This window comes from Shewanella sp. UCD-KL21 (assembly GCF_001957135.1).
Classification (GTDB): domain Bacteria; phylum Pseudomonadota; class Gammaproteobacteria; order Enterobacterales; family Shewanellaceae; genus Shewanella.
On sequence record NZ_MPHK01000005.1, the window covers coordinates 1 to 17,268 of the forward strand.

Here is a 17,268-nt window from a genome sequence, read left to right on the forward strand (position 1 = left end):
ATCTGCCGTGGGCGTTGGATGATTGAAGGAAGCTGCTCCTAGTACGAGAGGACCGGAGTGGACGAACCGCTGGTGTTCGGGTTGTTATGCCAATAGCATTGCCCGGTAGCTACGTTCGGAATCGATAACCGCTGAAAGCATCTAAGCGGGAAGCGAGTCCTAAGATGAGTCATCCCTAGRRATTTAATYYCTCTAAAGAGCCGTTCGAGACTAGGACGTTGATAGGCAGGGTGTGTAAGCGTTGTGAGGCGTTGAGCTAACCTGTACTAATGACTCGTGAGGCTTAACCATACAACCCTAATGGGTTTTGTATACAAGCTGTGTTACAGACTTAGTGAAGAATATATAGCGCTTAATGAAGTGCGAACTCAAAAAATCTCGWAAGAGTTATCAGATTTCCGAATTATTATTTACTGCGTTTGCGGTAGATAAAGCAAGAATTTGCTTGGTGACAATAGCATTGTGGTACCACCTGATCCCATCCCGAACTCAGTAGTGAAACGCAATCGCGCCGATGATAGTGTGGGGTCTCCCCATGTGAAAGTAGGTCATCGCCAAGCGCCTAATTTCTCTCGTAAGAGAGTCGATAAAGCCCTGACTTAATAGTCAGGGCTTTTTTCGTTGTGGCCAAAATAAAACAAGTCCTAACGCTGACAGCTTGAGTCATCAGTTGCTACATCTCATTGCGAACTGTGAGTGGGGCGTATGGCCATTACAAAGTAGTCTCTAATTGCCAGTATAAATTCAACAACGCTTTATACCGACTTTATACCGACTTTATACAAACATGAGATGCGAAGGATTTATCCAAAGCTGAATAGCGCTTAATCTGGATTAAGAAGGCTATTGTAGTTCGCTTTTAGAGTATTAATGATCATGAGCTGGCAGGTAAATCTGCATATACAATTGTTAGTGGTGTCTGTGAGTTACCTAGCTAGTACAGCTAAGGGGTTGTGGTTTCGCTGTTATTTTGGATATTGGATTAAAGCACTTATTAGCGTAGTGCTTTATATATTTTCTAATAGCGACGGAACTGTTGCTGTTATGCGAGTAACTTCTCAAGGATGGGTATATTGGCTTCTGGGAATTCAAAACTGGTTAGATTGGTTTTATTAACCCATTCAATTTTTTGGCCTTCAACACCACTGGCAGTGCCAGTAAAGTCTTTCACTAGGTGGATTTGAAGAAGTACTTGTTTATCTGGGTAATCATGTGAAATGACCATAAAGGGTTCAGTTGTATTAACTGTTAAGTTTACTTCTTCTTTAAGCTCTCTAATTAACGCTTGTGAGACAGTTTCATTCGCTTCCACCTTACCGCCAGGGAATTCCCACTTATCGCCTTGATGTAGGTGTGCGTGTCTCTTAGCTAACAAAATTTGTTGTTGGTCATTGATAATTATGCCAACGGCAACATTGACTCTTTTCATTAGAATGCTCGTTTGGGTAAATGAAGTAATTAGTGCTTAAAGAAGTCGCCTTCGTCAAAACCTTCTGAATCTAACATTTCATGGTCAAACTCTGGCTTAACTGGAATAGCATGTTTTTCGCTGGCCCAATCGCCGAGGTCGATTAATTTGCAGCGTTCACTACAAAAAGGTTTGAATTTAGATTCTGGACTCCACTCTACTTGAGTCTGGCAGATTGGGCATTTAACTGAAATAGGCATAAGATTTCTCGCTGTAAAATTCTTGCTGATATTAAAGAATTTAGTTGCAAGTAGCCAGTTTGAATTTTACTTTTTTGTCAGTGTGTTTTTGGTTGTCAAAATTGACAAAATGAATGGCGTAGCGATTTTTGTGGCCGCTAATTGTAGGGTAACAACCTTCTTTGCTTTTGATTTTTACTCGAATTAGCGTCAGAGGATGGGGACTATTTCCTTGTAAGAAACCTTGCTCAGCTTCGGCGCTTCTAAATTCGGCTGTACTTCTGGTTAAATCGAGGAGTATTTTAATGGGTTCTAAAATGGGCTGATAATGTGCTATCCAGGTTTTCAAATCTTTTTGTCTTTCACCCCATGGTTTTGATAACCAAAAATGCAGTTGCGGTAAATCGAAATTACAACAAGCACCTGGCATACCAAATCGTTGTTTTAGTGCGGCAATAAATCTGTCTTGCTTTAAATGGCAGCCTATTCTTTCGTTGGTCTGTAGCGGTGCTTTTGCTTGAATTAGCTGATCAATAATACGTTGGATTTGGGCTTTATTGACATGGGGCAAAGCGTGCCACTTTTCTAACAAGATAAGTTGTTTGTCGATATCTTTTAAGATGTCAGAACGATAGTCACATCGATCTGTTAGTTCTGATAATGAAAATAAGGGATAAAAGCAATGATGTTGATGATCTGATTTTGTGTGTAGCTCGAGCTGATCAGCTAAATACTCAAGGCGTAAGTAGCTTCTGGTTTTTTCGTTTAATGGTTGCTCATAAATCAGGTCATCATTCATTATTATTGTCTTGAGATGCTTTATCTATATATTGCTGATGTAATAACTGAACAGTTTGACGAAGTGCTTCAGGTGTCTGGGTATTATCAATGATAGCGTCAGCTTTTTGTAATCTCTGATCTCTATCTATCTGACTATTAATTATTTGTTCAACTTGGGTTGAATCAACACCATCTCGTTTAGCTGTTCTTGCTATTTGTTCGTGTGGTGGAATATCCACCACTAAAGTTGTATTGACTAACCTATCTAACCCATTCTCAAATAGCAAGGGTACAACCATAATTACATAAATAGACTTAGCATTTTCTACAGCTTGCAGCATCTGCTGACGGATCATGGGGTGTAAGAGATTGTTAAGCCACAACCTCTTTTCAGGCTCATTGAATACCTTTTCTCGCAGTGCTGAGCGATCAAGTTCGCCAGTGTCGAGTATTACACTGGCGCCAAAATGTTGCTGGATTTGTTGTAAGCCCTCAGAGCCTTTAGCGACAACTTGGCGTGCAATGATATCGGCATCGACTAATTCGATGCCTAAATCTGCAAACAAGTTTGCTACGGTAGTTTTACCTGAGCCAATACCACCTGTTAGGCCAACAATGAATTTACTCATAATTATCTCTCACACAGGAGTTTAAAGCGGGTTACAGAGTACTTAGTTTACAGAGTACTTAGGTACCAGTTTATGATGTCTTGACCCCAGATGAGTGCTATCCAGCCAGCTATGGCAATATAGGGCCCAAATGGAATAGGGTTGCCTTTAGCTAACTTTTTAAAAATGATTAGGCCAATACCCACAATAGCACCCACTAAAGACGATAGTAAAATGATAAGGGGTAAATACTGCCAGCCAAGCCAAGCGCCAAATACGGCTAATAGCTTAAAGTCACCATAGCCCATGCCTTCTTTGCCGGTGGCTAATTTAAATAACCAAAATACTGACCATAAACTTAAATAGCCTGCCGCAGCGCCAATTATGGCATCGGTGGGGCTAGTAAATACGCCATTGAGGTTAATGATTAAGCCTAACCATAAAAGAGGTAGTGTGAGTTGATCGGGCAGCAACATTTCATCTAGGTCGATGCCAGTAAGCGCAACAAGTACAAAGGTCAAAATAGACGCGAATAAAAACTGCCATGTTGGGCCAAAATGCCAAGCTAAGGTGGCAATTAGGGCTCCGGTAATAAACTCAATGATTGGGTAGCGGGGGCTAATTACCGTTTTACAACTGGCGCATTTGCCTTTAAGTAGCATCCAACCCAAAACCGGCAAATTATGCCAAGCTTTAATGCTGGTTTTACACTTGGGGCAGGCAGAATTGGGTACCACTAAATTGTATTTTTCAGGGAAGTGGTCAATGGGTTTATTTAGCCTTTTTTCACCCACCTCTTTGACTATGTCAGGGTGATATTCTGATAAGTAATAATTACATTCAGATTGCCATTCACGTTTCATCATTACCGGAAAGCGATGGATAACAACATTTAAAAAGCTGCCAATGGTGGCAGCAAAGATAAAGCTAATAAGCATAAAGAGCCAAGGATATTGGCTCATGCTAGTGGTAAAGGTTTCTAAAAATTCGGTCATTTTATTCTTATTTTAATTTGGAAAAGGTGCACTAACCAACAATATTACCCATTTGGAAGATGGGTAGATACATACCAACAATTAGCCCGCCGACAAGTGTACCAATAACTACCATCATAATGGGTTCAATTAGACTAGATAAGCCATCGACGGCATCATCCACTTGCATTTCATAAATATTGGCTACTTTATTGAGCATATCATCCAGCCCGCCTGACTCTTCACCAATCATCACCATTTGAATTAGCATATCAGGGAACAAACCCGTGGTGCGCATAGCGACATTCATTTGCATACCTGCCATGACTTCTTGGCGAACTTTTAGTAAGGCCTTTTTATAGACTGCGTTACCGGATGCTCCCGCAGCAGACTTTAAACCATCAATTAGGGGGACACCAGCAGAAAAAGTTGTGGCTAATGTACGTGCAAAGCGTGACATAGCTGCTTTATGTAAAATATCACCAATTACTGGGATTTTTAATAATGACTCATCAACCCGATCACGAAATGCTTGGGAGTTTCGGTGAGCACGCTTAAATAAAAATATACTAGCAATAATTCCAATAGCAAAGAAATACCAAGAACTTTGTAACCAGCGTGAAATACCGACGATGAATTGAGTAAATGCAGGAAGTTCGGCTCCAAATCCTTCAAATATACTTTCAAACTGTGGCACTACAAACAATAGTAATAAAACGGTCACAGCTACAGCTACAATTACAACAGCTGCAGGATAAAACATGGCTTTTTTAATTTTTGATTTTAATTGCTCAGCCTTTTCACGATAGGTAGCAATTCGGTCAAATACGGCATCCAATGAGCCTGAATGCTCACCTGCTGCGACTAGATCGACATATAAGTCATCAAAATAGATCCTATGAGGCCTTAATGCATCTGATAGTGGGATACCTGATTGAACGTCGGTGACAATCACACCGAGCAACTCACGCACCTTGGCTTTTTCATGGCCACGACCAAGTAGCTCAATTGTTGTTACCAGCGGTACACCTGCTGCTAGCATAGTAGCGATCTGACGAGTGATCATGGCAATATCCATTGCAGTGATCTTTTTCTCAGACTTAAATAAAGGTGCAGATTTTTTTCTAACTCCTTTAGGGGTGACGCCTTGGGCTTTTAAAACACCGCGAATTTCAGCAATACTACTGCCACGTAATTCACCTGAAGTACGTTGACCTTCACGATTGACGCCTTTCCATTCGAAGGTAAACACCTTAGGCTGGTGTTTTACACTCTTTTTCTCTCTTTGCTTTTTTCTTAGGGTTGCAGTTGCCATCAAGCAAATCCTTTTTGTTATTATTTGACAATTCTGTTGTTAAGCCGTTTTTTGTAAAACTGCTATATTGCATTAGTTAAAACTGGTAACACGATTCACTTCGGCAATGCTAGTGATGCCTTTGGTGACTTTAAGTAAGCCTGATAGTCTCAAATCGCGCATACCATTTTCTTTTGCTTGTTTTGCTATTTGCAAAGAGTTACCGCCTTCCATAATAGTCTTAGCAATCTCGTCAGTCATTTTCATGACTTCGTAAATACCGACACGGCCTTTATAGCCGCCAGAGCAATGCTCACAGCCAACAGGTTTATAAACCGTAAAGTTAGAATTAATGCAGTCTTCAGTAAAGCCTAAACGTTTGAGTTCTGCTTGAGGTACATCTTCTGGCGCTTTGCATTCAGGGCACAGCCTTCTTGCAAGGCGCTGAGCAATAATAAGGTTTACTGAGCTGGCAATGTTGTAACCGGGTACGCCCATATTAATTAAACGGGTTAGGGTTTCGGCAGCCGAGTTAGTATGCAGGGTCGATAACACCAAGTGACCGGTTTGGGCGGCTTTAATGGCAATTTCAGCAGTTTCTAAATCACGGATTTCACCGACCATGACCACATCAGGGTCTTGGCGTAAAAATGATCTTAACGCTGAAGCAAAGGTTAAACCGGCTTTTAAATTAATATGGACTTGGTTAACGCCTTCTAAGTTAATCTCTACCGGATCTTCTGCGGTGGAGATATTACGCTCTTCAGTATTGAGTATATTAAGACCAGTATAAAGGGATACGGTTTTACCTGAACCCGTAGGGCCTGTCACAAGGATCATTCCTTGAGGCTTAGCGAGCATTTGCTCATACAGTTCACGTTGGTCATCTTCGTAACCGAGTTTTTCAATACCTAATTGCGCAGAAGATGAATCCAAAATACGCATTACAATTTTTTCACCCCAAATTGTGGGCAGGGTGCTGACACGAAAATCAATGGATTTAGTCCGTGACAGTTTCATTTTTATGCGGCCATCTTGAGGAACGCGGCGCTCGGCAATATCAAGCTTTGACATCACCTTTAAGCGCGCTGATAGCCTGTTTGACAGATTAACCGGTGGCTCAGAGACTTCGTGTAAAATGCCGTCGATGCGGAAACGGATACGATAGCGTTTTTCGTAGGGCTCAAAATGTAAATCAGAGGCGCCTTTACGAATAGCATCTGTGAGAATTTTATTAATATAAATAACAATCGGCGCATCATCACTGCTTTCAGCTTCTTTTTCTTGATGCTGTTTATCGGTATCAGTTATTTCAATGCCTGCAAGTGCTTGCTCATCCATGCCGTCTAAGCTTAAGCCTGATATATCATCTTCTAGAACTTTATCTAATGCAGTATGTAGCTTATCGTCCTCGACAATAATAGCTTCAGCATGCAAGCCTAGACTGAACTGGAAATCCTCAAGGGCGGCGATATTAGTGGGATCTGAAGTGGCAATATATAAACGATTACTGCGCTTGAATAAAGGGAGACAGCGGTGATTGGCAATGAGCTTTTTATTGAGTAAGTCTTCAGGAATATTAGCCAAATCAAACTCGGCTAAATCTAATAGTGGTGAGCCGTATTCTTCATAACACAACTCAGCAATTGCTCTGGCCGATATGACTTTTGATTCAACTAAGGTCGTTACCAATGAATGTTTAGATTTGCGAGATTGAGTAATCGCAGAAGATACCTGTTGATCAGATAGTATCCCTTTCCGGATAAACAAGGTTGATAAACCAAGATGTAAGCCGTTAGATGGCATGGAGGCTCCAGTTGAAACTAAGTATTAAATGATAACGTCTTTTTAAGAATTTGTCATAAATTAGAAGCTTAAAAATATATCAATTTCAACACAAAATAGATATCTGTAAGAATAATTTTTTTATTACTATGGTAGGTGGATGCTCCACTGATGAATGACTTATGTTAACAATCGGTTTAAACTGCACTGTAAATAAGCTAAAAGGAACCTGTTATTAAGTAGTTGTATTCTTATAATAAATAACTTTTTGGTTAATTATGGGGATTCATATATTAATATTTTTACAATGGATAATGTTGCTCCAGTAATGCTGGGGCAGGATGTTAATTTTGTCAAAACCTGTGAGTCAACAATGGATAATGAACTGAACTTACAATGTTTGAATGTTCAAGGGGTGGTAGCTGATGTGCATTCAATTAAAAACATATTCTAAATTGGTATTTATAAGCTTTGTATGTGTATTACTTCTTGGAACTGTATTTGCGAATGATTTTACACGTTTTGTTGGTGTAGATAGTCAATACGACATAAAACGCATGCTGGTAGTGTTTTTTATATGTTTGTCCTCGCTTGGGCTGTGTTTCGTTAAGGAAGTTGAATTCGCCAAGGTTTCTAAAGCTACAACAGCCTTTTTAGGGCTATTTTTTTTATTAGCTATTTTTTCTGCTTTGTACAGTAAACATCCATTTTGGAGCATGGTTGAAATTGCAAATATGGGGTTATTATTGTGTGCATTTTTTATCTTTTCTACCAGTATTAAAGCCATTAATAGAGATAAGTTTTTTTTAGGACTTTATCTCTGCGCTTTATTATTCTCTATATTTACATTTATTAAGTACATTTTATTTTTACTCTTTTCGTATGCTGATGCGCAAAGTTTTGACATTCATGGTCTAATTTCTGGCTATGTAAATGTTCGTTTTTTTAACCAATTACAAGTGATGGTAATACCGCTGCTTTTTTTTCCGTATTTTTGTCAACATTTAGCTAAGTTCAAGCGTTTTTCATTTATTATTATATCGTTGCATTGGCTCGTGTTGCTGCAAACACAAGCGCGCGGGGGCATGTTATCCCTCATCCTTGCATCTAGTTTGATCGCGTTATTTTTATCTAAACAAACTCGTCAGCAATTTATTTTAACTGTATTTAAAACAGTTACGGCTGGAGTCGCTTTATGGCTAGTATTTATCATTGCCATCCCTCATTGGCTAATGGAGAGCGCAAACTTTCAAATAAGAACGAGCAGTTCAGGGCGGGTAGATTTATGGCTTTATATTCTAACTTATATTCCTGAAAGCCTATGGCTTGGGTATGGGCCTATGAGCTTTACATGGGCAGAAGCAAAACCGCTACCGCATGCTCATCCACATAATTCAGTTACGCAAATATTGTACGAGTATGGTGTTATATCCTGTGTTATTTTTATGACATGGTGTGTCAGTCGGTTATACAACCGATTAGACTCTTTACGCCAGCAAACTTTTCCCGAGTTTGCCCCAATAATATTTGGTGTATTATCCGGTCTTATTTGTTCGTTATTTAGTGGTGTCGCTGTCATGCCATTTGCACAGTTAGCTTTAGTATTTTTAGTTGCCATAATGACACAGTTTGATTCTGCCCGTTTTTATCAAACTAAATTGCCTGTTCGAGCGGTGTTTTTTTTGTCAGTTACAGCTTTAAGTTACTTACTATTTTTGACATACAAAAATGAAGATCTGCTATCTGCACTTTTTCCAAGGATATGGGTGAATGGGTTGATTAGTTATTAAGCGCGATATTAAATGAAGTATCAAAATTTTAGACTAGTTAAGACCTTAGTTATTTCAATCGCTGAGAGTTTTTCAGAATAATAAGAATATATAATAACGTAATGGCTAATGTGATTACATTTCAACTTTTTTGGAGGGGTTAAGGACTTTTCAGTAAGAAGTTGGTTTCGCAAATTGCTAACAAGTCGATATGGCAAATGAAATTGAGGGTAGACTAATAGTATATTTTTAGGATGTTTTAATAAACTGTCATAAGCAGTAGAGATAACTTATAAGCTAAATCAGTAATGTTACTATTTGTAGGTTTATCTCAGGAAGATATACAAACAAAAAAGACCGCATTTTAAGCGGCCTTTTTTGTTGATAATCGACTGTAAATTAGCTGCCCGCTTTACACGTTGCAGTTTGTAGATCGCATGTAATAGTTGTTGAAGTAGCATCTAAAGCTGTAAAAGAGGCTGTTGTTGCAGAAGTTAATCCAGCTAAATCACTTGGTAAAGCACTACCAGAACCAGAAGAACAAGCTACAGGTGCGTATGTCGGAACTGTTAGCTCAGCAATAATAGCCGAAGCATTTGCTTTAGTTGCAGCAGCAGCTTCACCTAAGCAAGAGTTAATTTTACTTTTGTTCACATATTCTTGATACGCAGGCAATGCGATTGCTGCAAGAATACCGATGATCGCTACTACGATCATTAATTCAATAAGAGTAAAACCCTTAGCGTTTTTGATTTGGTTAATGCTTTTCATTTTTTATCTCTCTCTTGTGATGCTTTAGTGTTGCGTCGAGTTTGTTCTAATCCTTGAATTTCATAACAGTTAAAGGCCCTTAATTGCTATGAATGGTGTCCTAGTCACCACAACCTGTCTGCATAATTAAACTAGTGATGTTGAATTACAGTTTATTGTGAATCAAACTTCCTGATCCGCATTACTGTGATTAAAGTACAAACGTGTTTTAGGTAAATGTTTTAGATAAGTGCTTTAGAAAAGCGATTCCATTAGACTTCAATGATGCCACTCTAAGTAAAACGCATACGTAAAACTAAATAACTAGAAAACAGAATAGGCTAGTCATTAACAAATTGCTATCCAATCTGCAACCTGGGTTAACACGATGCTTGAAGTTAATTTGTTAACAAAATGTTTGAATTACCATGTTCTTTTAAAAATCATTTTTAAACTCACTCAATGTTACATTTGTAACACATTGAAAAACTGATTATTAAAACTGAATTCTGATACTTCACTCATCCAGGGTAAACGTTAGTATAAAGTTGCTAAAAATGGAATAGCTTGTGGCGCATTTTTTAACTAAAAAGATAAAAAGATTGTTTTAACGCCCTGTTTGTAAAGATTTTGCAGTACATAATTGACACTTTTAGGTAGTTATTTAGTCAATTTGACTTTGATGGTTGTTTGTCAAAAAAGTGACACCTTATTAATTGTAAGGTTATAGCGCTTTACTCATGTTGCTATTAAAACCTTATTGATGACCTTGTTTTAGTCTTTAGGGCGGGATAGTGGTCAAAAGCAGGGGCGATGTGTCAGTTTAATCTTTGTGGTTATTTTTTGAATTCCGGTTTATTAAAACAGTGGGGCTTATGTCACTTGGCTACAATAGGGCTATTTATGGCGTTATTTATTTTGGCATAGCCATTTAGTTAAGCTTTTTATAAGCATTACAAAGCCAGCTTATGAGTAAGCTGGCTTTGAATGTAACTATTAGCTATTAACTATTAGCTATTAACTATTAGCTATTAACTATTAGCTATTAGCTATTAGTTATGGCTAACTCTACTAGGCTGCTAGCCTAATTGGTTAACGAGTTCGGTTTAACATTAGCTTTTAAAGCGTAATGATAAATCTAAGGCTTTAACGTGCTTAGTGAGTGCGCCTACGGATATATAGTCAACGCCGGTTCTGGCAAAGTCAGCGATAGTGTCAATGGTGACATTACCGGATACTTCCAGTTTTGCGCCTTTACCTTGATCTAAATAACTTGAATTGAGTGCAACAGCCTCAAGCATCATGGTGATATCAAAATTATCTAGCATGATGATGTCAGAGCCAGCCTCTAATGCTTGGGTGAGTTCGGCGATTGACTCTACTTCTACTTCAACTGGTTTATCTGCGGCTACTTGTCTGGCTGTTTTTACTGCTAGCTCAATATTGCCGCAAGCCATGATGTGGTTTTCTTTAATTAAGAAGGCATCAAACAAACCAATACGATGATTTTTACCGCCACCACAAGATACGGCATATTTTTGCGCAGTGCGCAGGCCGGGTATGGTTTTGCGGGTATCGAGCAGTTTAGTGTGGGTATCAGCCAGCTTATTAACGTAAAGCTTAGTGAGACTCGCAACGCCTGATAGGGTTTGGATGAAGTTCATCGCCGTGCGCTCACCGGTTAAGATGGCTCTTGCTGGGCCTGATAATTCACATAACACCTGGTTGGGAACCAATAAGTCGCCATCATCCACATGCCAATGTAAGGCAACATCACCGCCGAGCTGATTAAATACTTGCTCTGCCCATGCTTTTCCGCAAAAAACACCTTCTTCACGGGTGATTAATACCGCTTCAGCATGTCTATCTGCTGGAATAAGTTGCGCGGTAATATCGGCATTAAGCATATCTTGCGGGGTTTGGGCTGGAGTGTGGCCTAGGTCTTCATCAAGTGCAGCTTTAACGGCATGACGGATGTCATTTTCAATCATGTGAATGTCCTTGAAATTACAACTAAACTGAGTTGCTTGGGCCAACTCAATGTTTAAAAAATGAGAAACAATATGCCTATTACTTTATCACAGTTGTTAATTTAAAATATAGCAGTCAAACTGTTAGGGTTACGTCGGATTGGGCAATATTATTTTGAGCTATTGTGTCGCTGATAGTTTGTACTAATGAGTGCTATTTTTAACTCGCTATTTTTAACTCGCTATTTGTAACTTTATGTTTGTGACTAGATGTTTGTAACTCGATGTTTGTGACTTGCCAATTGTGAGTTGAAATGTGCGCTGCTGTTACGCTGTATCGTTAATTCATTACTTGAGATTTTATTATTAATTTATGGATACACAATTGAAATCTGGCTGGCATCAAGGTGCGCGGCTTTGTCCATCACCACATTTTAACCCGCGCCCAGATAATGAGGTGAGTGGTTTAGTTATTCATAATATCAGCCTGCCTGCAGGTTGTTATGGCTTGCCGCACATTGATGGGTTATTTCAGGGCTGTTTAGCGGTTGATGCTGATCCAAGCTTTGCCGATATCGCCGGGCTTGAAGTGTCGGCACATTTTTTAATTCGCCGCGATGGTGAGTTAGTGCAGTATGTTAGCTGTGATGATAGAGCGTGGCATGCTGGGGTTTCGTGTTTAAATGGCCGAGAAGCTTGTAATGATTTTACCATTGGCATTGAAATGGAAGGCACAGATACCGACCCTTATACCGATGCGCAATATCGCGAATTAGTGCAATTAACCTTGGTGTTGTTTGCGCAATATCCTATGCTTAATCAAGCAAATATCGTCGGACATTGTGATATTGCTCCTGGACGCAAAACCGATCCAGGTGATAGTTTTGATTGGCAAAGATATTTTACTGCATTAACAGCGAAGTCATGATGTTAGTGTAAGTTTAACTCAATATTTTTTTAGATTGTTTGCAGAGGTCCCATGGCACTATTTTCATTGTTAATTGCAATTATGGTTGAGCGCTTAAAGCTGTTACCCGCGCATTGGCAATTTGATGTTTTACTGGCTAAATACCAGCAATTATTTTGGAAAGATAAAGCATTAGATTCTGCTGGCTGGGTTGCCTTTGTGGTGCTGCTACCGGCAATGACGCTGTTTTTGGTGCTGCTGTTATTAGATGGTGTTTTTTTTGATGTGATCACCTTATTGATGTGGATGCTGGTTTCGATTGTGTGTTTTAGCCACCAAAGCTTAAGGGCGGCATTTAAAAAATATATGCTTGCGGCTTGCCGCGGCGATGTTCAAGCCTGTTATCACCATGCTGAAAAACTCGATTGCAGTGAGTGTTTAGATGCGGTTGATGAAAAAGATTTGGGTCAGCAGATTGGTAAAACCGTGGCTTGGGTTAACTATCGCTATTATGGCGCGGTGGCGTTATATCTGATTTGTTTTGGCCCTGTTGGCGCAGTGCTTTATTGTTCGGTGCGTTTTTATCAGCAATACAATCAACAGCAGCAATTGGATATGCCATTTATTGATAAGTTATTATTTTTATTTGATTGGTTACCGAGCCGAGTCTTTAGCTTTGGGTTTGTATTAAGTGGTCACTTTGCTGCAGGTATTTCACAGTGGCGTAAACAGGTTTTTAACCCTAACAATAGTGCCAAAAATATTGTCACTTATACTGCTTTAGCCGCTGAAGTGATGCCTGAGAAAAGTGATGCGCCAGTGTGCGTGCAGCCAACATTGGCGCTGCTTGCATTGAGTAAAAGAAACTTTATTTTACTGGTTACGGTATTATCGGTGCTGACTATATTTGGTCTGGTTAGCTAAGAAGTTTTCATTGCGGTGATGGGCGGCATGAGCCGCCGAAATAATGATTAGAAGTTAAAACAGTGTTTTTATAGATTGTGCTGTGTGAAATGGATTTTTATAGCTACAATCTAAGCTTAAAATGAGTTTGTTATCGCGATAGTAGAGCGTTCAATGCTTTATTGCGATAACACCGAGATGGTCAAACCTCTTCAACGGTTTTTTTCGTTATGCTCTTGCTCAAAGTGCCTAGCGATGTTTGAAACCTTCAATTAACACCCATTCAACGCTCGTCTAACTAGACATCAATTGTTTGATTTGATAAAGTGCGCTATATCATATAAATTGGTAAGACCAATTGACAACGGAGCCGAGCCCCAAATGGCTTATAGCAAAATAACTCAGCCTAAAATTTCCGATGTGATCATGGAGCAATTAGAGCGCATGATCCTCGAAGGAAGTTTGCAGCCTGGGCAAAAATTACCGCCCGAGCGCGAGCTTGCTTTGCAATTTGAAGTGTCACGCCCTTCATTACGTGAAGCGATTCAAAAATTAGAAGCCAAAGGCTTACTAATGCGCCGCCAAGGTGGCGGAACCTACGTTAAAGAACAACTTTGGCAAAGTCTTGCCGATCCTATCGTTGAATTAATGCATAACGACTCAGAAAGTCAGTACGACTTACTTGAGTTTCGTCACGCCACTGAAGGCATGATGGCTTATTTTGCTGCGCTGCGTGGTAATGATGCCGATATGCAAAGCATTAAACGTTCAATTAACGAAGTTGAAGCAGCTGTAGATGTAGAAGCGCAGGCTGATGCCATTGTGCGTTTTTACCGTGCCGTTGCTGAAGCGTCACACAATGTGGCGATGTTACACCTTGTACTCAGTTTAACCCCTGTGCTGCACAAAAACGTGGCACAAAATTTAGAGCTTTTAAGCCGTCGCGAAGAAGCATCTACCATGGCGAATGAACATAGGCGAGCACTGCTTGCTGCCATTATTCGTCGTGATCCTGAAGCGGCACGTGAAGCCTCGAACGAACATTTAAGTTATATCGAGGAAGTCATGTTGTCAGTGAGGGAAGAAGACAGCCGGTTACAGCGTAGCTTGCGCCGCTTAAAAAGTGGTGTTTGATACCTATTTATAATCAAATGCATTATAAATTTACCGAAACACATTAATTATCTGTATCTAGAGAAAGGACAGCGACATGTCTGAAGATATTCTACAAGACTTAGATCCATTAGAAACTCAAGAGTGGGTTGATTCACTGCAAGCCGTATTAGAGCAAGAAGGCCCTGAACGAGCGCATTATCTACTTGAACAATTAATCGATAAAGCACGCCGCAATGGTACACATTTACCATATAAAGCGACCACTGCTTATTTGAATACGATTCCATCTGGCCAAGAGCCGCATATGCCTGGTAATCAGGAAATGGAACGTCGCATTCGTGCTATCGTTCGTTGGAACGCCCTTGCAATGGTATTACGTGGTTCTAAGAAAGATTTAGAACTAGGTGGCCACATTTCAAGTTTTGCTTCTAGTGCAACCATTTATGATGTGTGTTTTAACCACTTCTTCCGCGCTCCAAATGAAAAAGACGGTGGCGACTTAGTTTATTATCAAGGTCATATTGCTCCGGGTATTTATTCTCGCTCTTTCCTTGAAGGCCGCATCACTGAAGATCAAATGAACAATTTCCGTCAAGAAGTTGATGGTAAAGGTTTATCTTCATACCCGCATCCAAAGTTAATGCCTGATTACTGGCAGTTCCCGACGGTATCTATGGGCTTAGGTCCTATTCAAGCGATTTATCAAGCCCGTTTCCTTAAGTACTTAACTGACCGTGGTTTGAAAGATTGTTCTGAGCAAACAGTTTACTGTTTCTTAGGTGATGGTGAGTGTGATGAGCCTGAAACATTAGGTGCTATCGGTCTTGCTGCCCGTGAAGAATTAGATAATTTATGTTTTATTGTTAACTGTAACTTACAGCGCCTTGATGGCCCTGTGCGTGGTAACGGTAAAATTATTCAAGAGCTTGAAGGCGAGTTCCGCGGCGCAGGTTGGGAAGCCGTTAAAGTGATTTGGGGTCGCTACTGGGATCCATTACTTGCCCGTGATACAAGCGGCAAATTACTGCAGTTAATGGAAGAAACCGTAGACGGTGAATACCAAAACTGTAAAGCCAAAGGCGGCGCTTACACCCGTGAGCATTTCTTTGGTAAATATCCTGAGACTGCTGAAATGGTAGCTAACATGTCAGATGATGACATTTGGCGTTTAAACCGTGGTGGCCATGATCCAGTTAAGATTTATGCTGCGCTGCAACATGCTAAAAACACCAAAGGTCGTCCTACAGTTATCCTTGCTAAAACAGTAAAAGGTTACGGTATGGGTGATGCGGGCGAAGGTAAAAACATTGCCCATAACGTGAAGAAAATGGGCATTGAGTCGCTTAAATACTTCCGTGATCGTTTTAATATCCCAATTAGCGATGATCAGTTAGAAGATATTCCTTACTATCATCCTGGTGCTGACTCTGAAGAAGTTAAATACTTAAAAGAGCGCCGTGCTGCCCTTCATGGTGCTATGCCAAAGCGTCTTGAAAAGTTCTCTAAAGATATTGAAGTGCCGCCATTAAAGATCTTTGATTCAGTACTTAAAGGCTCAAATGGTCGTGAAATCTCAAGCACTATGTCATTTGTGCGTATTTTAACGGCGCTGCTAAAAGACAAGAAGATCGGCAAACAAATTGTACCGATCATTCCTGATGAAGCACGTACCTTTGGTATGGAAGGTTTATTCCGCCAAGTGGGTATTTACGCTCACGAAGGGCAAAAATACGAGCCACAAGATTCTGATCAAGTTGCTTACTACCGTGAAGATAAAACCGGTCAAGTATTGCAAGAAGGCATTAACGAGTTAGGTGCAATGTCATCTTGGGTTGCGGCGGCAACCAGTTACTCAGTTAATGACACCCCAATGATCCCGTTTTATATCTACTACTCAATGTTTGGTTTCCAACGTATTGGCGACATGGCATGGGCTGCAGGTGATATGCGTGCTCGCGGCTTTATGGTCGGTGGTACTTCAGGTCGTACAACCCTAAACGGTGAAGGTCTACAACACCAAGATGGTCATAGCCATGTATTAGCAAACACGATTCCAAACTGTATTTCTTATGACCCGACTTATGGTTACGAGATTGCAGTAATTGTGCAAGACGGTATTCGCCGTATGTATGGCGAGCAAGAAGACGTGTTCTACTACTTGACTACCATGAACGAAAACTACGAGCAGCTGGCAATGCCTGAAGGTGTCGAAGAAGGTATCGTTAAAGGTATCTATAAGCTTGAAACCCTTAAAGGTAGTGGTAAAGGCGCAGTACAGTTAATGGGTAGCGGCACCATTTTAGAGCAAGTACGTAAAGCGGCTGTAGCATTATCGAAAGACTTCGGTATTACTGCTGACGTATACAGCGTGACTAGTTTCAATGAGCTAACTCGTGATGGTCAAGCTGCAGAGCGTTACAACATGCTGCACCCAACTGAAGCGCCTAAAGTGCCTTATATTTCAGAAGTATTATCAAGTGATGCGCCAGCTATTGTAGCTACGGATTACATGAAGATTTATGGTGAGCAATTACGTGCTTACATTCCAACTGATTATAAAGTACTTGGTACTGACGGCTTTGGCCGCAGTGATAGCCGTGAAAACTTACGTCACCATTTTGAAGTTGACGCTAAGTTCATTGTTATCGCGTCATTAAAAGCCCTTGTTGACCGTAAAGAGTTACCTGTAGAAGTGCTAACGCAAGCTATCACTGAATACGGTATCGACGTTGATAAGATCAATCCACAGTTCGCATAGGGAGAAA

Annotated in this window: 14 protein-coding genes and 2 rRNA genes; 7 read left to right on the forward strand and 9 right to left on the reverse strand. The window is 40.2% G+C overall.

Annotation, left to right across the window (positions count from 1 at the left end; genetic code table 11):
• Both BM739_RS05935 and rrf read left to right on the forward strand, forming a co-directional pair.
• Positions 1-291, forward strand: a 23S ribosomal RNA gene (locus BM739_RS05935); the annotation flags it as partial.
• 153 nt (positions 292-444) lie between these two features.
• A 5S ribosomal RNA gene (gene rrf / locus BM739_RS05940) occupies positions 445-560 on the forward strand.
• A gap of 482 nt (positions 561-1,042) precedes the next feature.
• Here the strand turns inward: rrf and mutT are convergent.
• The 7 genes from mutT to pilB form a co-directional block, all read right to left on the reverse strand.
• Positions 1,043-1,429 (reverse strand): 8-oxo-dGTP diphosphatase MutT, encoded by a 387-nt coding sequence (gene mutT, locus BM739_RS05945; RefSeq protein ID WP_076538455.1) that lies wholly within the window; start codon positions 1,427-1,429, stop codon positions 1,043-1,045.
• 29 nt (positions 1,430-1,458) lie between these two features.
• On the reverse strand, positions 1,459-1,668 hold the full coding sequence (gene yacG, locus BM739_RS05950; protein ID WP_076538458.1) for a DNA gyrase inhibitor YacG: 210 nt from the start codon (positions 1,666-1,668) through the stop codon (positions 1,459-1,461).
• A 40-nt stretch (positions 1,669-1,708) separates the two neighbouring features.
• On the reverse strand, positions 1,709-2,446 hold the full coding sequence (zapD, locus tag BM739_RS05955; protein WP_076538461.1) for a cell division protein ZapD: 738 nt from the start codon (positions 2,444-2,446) through the stop codon (positions 1,709-1,711).
• On the reverse strand, positions 2,439-3,056 hold the full coding sequence (coaE, locus tag BM739_RS05960) for a dephospho-CoA kinase (protein ID WP_076538464.1): 618 nt from the start codon (positions 3,054-3,056) through the stop codon (positions 2,439-2,441). Before coaE ends, zapD begins: the two co-directional genes overlap by 8 nt.
• Before the next feature lie 47 nt (positions 3,057-3,103).
• Complete coding sequence (locus tag BM739_RS05965) at positions 3,104-4,030, reverse strand: A24 family peptidase (RefSeq protein WP_076538466.1); 927 nt, start codon at positions 4,028-4,030, stop codon at positions 3,104-3,106.
• Positions 4,031-4,061: 31 nt separating this feature from the next.
• Positions 4,062-5,324, reverse strand: coding sequence for a type II secretion system F family protein (locus BM739_RS05970; protein WP_076538468.1), 1,263 nt, complete (start codon positions 5,322-5,324; stop codon positions 4,062-4,064).
• Between the two features lie 72 nt (positions 5,325-5,396).
• Positions 5,397-7,109 (reverse strand): type IV-A pilus assembly ATPase PilB, encoded by a 1,713-nt coding sequence (gene pilB, locus BM739_RS05975; protein ID WP_076538470.1) that lies wholly within the window; start codon positions 7,107-7,109, stop codon positions 5,397-5,399.
• A 404-nt stretch (positions 7,110-7,513) separates the two neighbouring features.
• Here pilB and BM739_RS05980 point away from each other — a divergent pair, with 404 nt between their 5' ends.
• On the forward strand, positions 7,514-8,878 hold the full coding sequence (locus BM739_RS05980; RefSeq protein WP_254843472.1) for an O-antigen ligase: 1,365 nt from the start codon (positions 7,514-7,516) through the stop codon (positions 8,876-8,878).
• A 378-nt stretch (positions 8,879-9,256) separates the two neighbouring features.
• Here the strand turns inward: BM739_RS05980 and BM739_RS20635 are convergent, their stop codons facing one another.
• Both BM739_RS20635 and nadC read right to left on the reverse strand, forming a co-directional pair.
• On the reverse strand, positions 9,257-9,628 hold the full coding sequence (locus BM739_RS20635) for a prepilin-type N-terminal cleavage/methylation domain-containing protein (RefSeq protein ID WP_076538472.1): 372 nt from the start codon (positions 9,626-9,628) through the stop codon (positions 9,257-9,259).
• A gap of 1,091 nt (positions 9,629-10,719) precedes the next feature.
• Positions 10,720-11,598 carry a carboxylating nicotinate-nucleotide diphosphorylase gene (nadC, locus tag BM739_RS05990; protein WP_076538475.1) on the reverse strand — a complete coding sequence of 293 codons (879 nt, stop codon included), beginning with the start codon at positions 11,596-11,598 and terminating at the stop codon, positions 10,720-10,722.
• A 364-nt stretch (positions 11,599-11,962) separates the two neighbouring features.
• On the opposite strand from nadC, the gene ampD reads away from it, so the two are divergent.
• The 4 genes from ampD to aceE all read left to right on the forward strand — a co-directional run bounded on the left by ampD (position 11,963) and on the right by aceE (position 17,261).
• The gene (ampD, locus tag BM739_RS05995; RefSeq protein WP_254843473.1) at positions 11,963-12,505 is read left to right on the forward strand and encodes a 1,6-anhydro-N-acetylmuramyl-L-alanine amidase AmpD; all 543 of its coding nucleotides are present in this window, start codon (positions 11,963-11,965) and stop codon (positions 12,503-12,505) included.
• A 51-nt stretch (positions 12,506-12,556) separates the two neighbouring features.
• Complete coding sequence (ampE, locus tag BM739_RS06000) at positions 12,557-13,408, forward strand: beta-lactamase regulator AmpE (protein ID WP_076538479.1); 852 nt, start codon at positions 12,557-12,559, stop codon at positions 13,406-13,408.
• A 360-nt stretch (positions 13,409-13,768) separates the two neighbouring features.
• The gene (pdhR, locus tag BM739_RS06005) at positions 13,769-14,521 is read left to right on the forward strand and encodes a pyruvate dehydrogenase complex transcriptional repressor PdhR (protein ID WP_076538482.1); all 753 of its coding nucleotides are present in this window, start codon (positions 13,769-13,771) and stop codon (positions 14,519-14,521) included.
• Between the two features lie 76 nt (positions 14,522-14,597).
• The gene (gene aceE / locus BM739_RS06010; protein ID WP_076538484.1) at positions 14,598-17,261 is read left to right on the forward strand and encodes a pyruvate dehydrogenase (acetyl-transferring), homodimeric type; all 2,664 of its coding nucleotides are present in this window, start codon (positions 14,598-14,600) and stop codon (positions 17,259-17,261) included.
• The last annotated feature ends 7 nt before the right edge of the window (positions 17,262-17,268 follow it).

What these genes read in the sequence shown, in the direction of transcription:
- mutT (WP_076538455.1), bottom strand. Translation starts at nt 1,429, where the DNA reads ATGAAAAGAGTCAATGTTGCCGTTGGCATAATTATCAATGACCAACAA.
- yacG (WP_076538458.1), bottom strand. Translation starts at nt 1,668, where the DNA reads ATGCCTATTTCAGTTAAATGCCCAATCTGCCAGACTCAAGTAGAGTGG.
- zapD (WP_076538461.1), bottom strand. Translation starts at nt 2,446, where the DNA reads ATGAATGATGACCTGATTTATGAGCAACCATTAAACGAAAAAACCAGA.
- coaE (WP_076538464.1), bottom strand. Translation starts at nt 3,056, where the DNA reads ATGAGTAAATTCATTGTTGGCCTAACAGGTGGTATTGGCTCAGGTAAA.
- BM739_RS05965 (WP_076538466.1), bottom strand. Translation starts at nt 4,030, where the DNA reads ATGACCGAATTTTTAGAAACCTTTACCACTAGCATGAGCCAATATCCT.
- BM739_RS05970 (WP_076538468.1), bottom strand. Translation starts at nt 5,324, where the DNA reads ATGGCAACTGCAACCCTAAGAAAAAAGCAAAGAGAGAAAAAGAGTGTA.
- pilB (WP_076538470.1), bottom strand. Translation starts at nt 7,109, where the DNA reads ATGCCATCTAACGGCTTACATCTTGGTTTATCAACCTTGTTTATCCGG.
- BM739_RS05980 (WP_254843472.1), top strand. Translation starts at nt 7,514, where the DNA reads ATGTGCATTCAATTAAAAACATATTCTAAATTGGTATTTATAAGCTTT.
- BM739_RS20635 (WP_076538472.1), bottom strand. Translation starts at nt 9,628, where the DNA reads ATGAAAAGCATTAACCAAATCAAAAACGCTAAGGGTTTTACTCTTATT.
- nadC (WP_076538475.1), bottom strand. Translation starts at nt 11,598, where the DNA reads ATGATTGAAAATGACATCCGTCATGCCGTTAAAGCTGCACTTGATGAA.
- ampE (WP_076538479.1), top strand. Translation starts at nt 12,557, where the DNA reads ATGGCACTATTTTCATTGTTAATTGCAATTATGGTTGAGCGCTTAAAG.
- pdhR (WP_076538482.1), top strand. Translation starts at nt 13,769, where the DNA reads ATGGCTTATAGCAAAATAACTCAGCCTAAAATTTCCGATGTGATCATG.
- aceE (WP_076538484.1), top strand. Translation starts at nt 14,598, where the DNA reads ATGTCTGAAGATATTCTACAAGACTTAGATCCATTAGAAACTCAAGAG.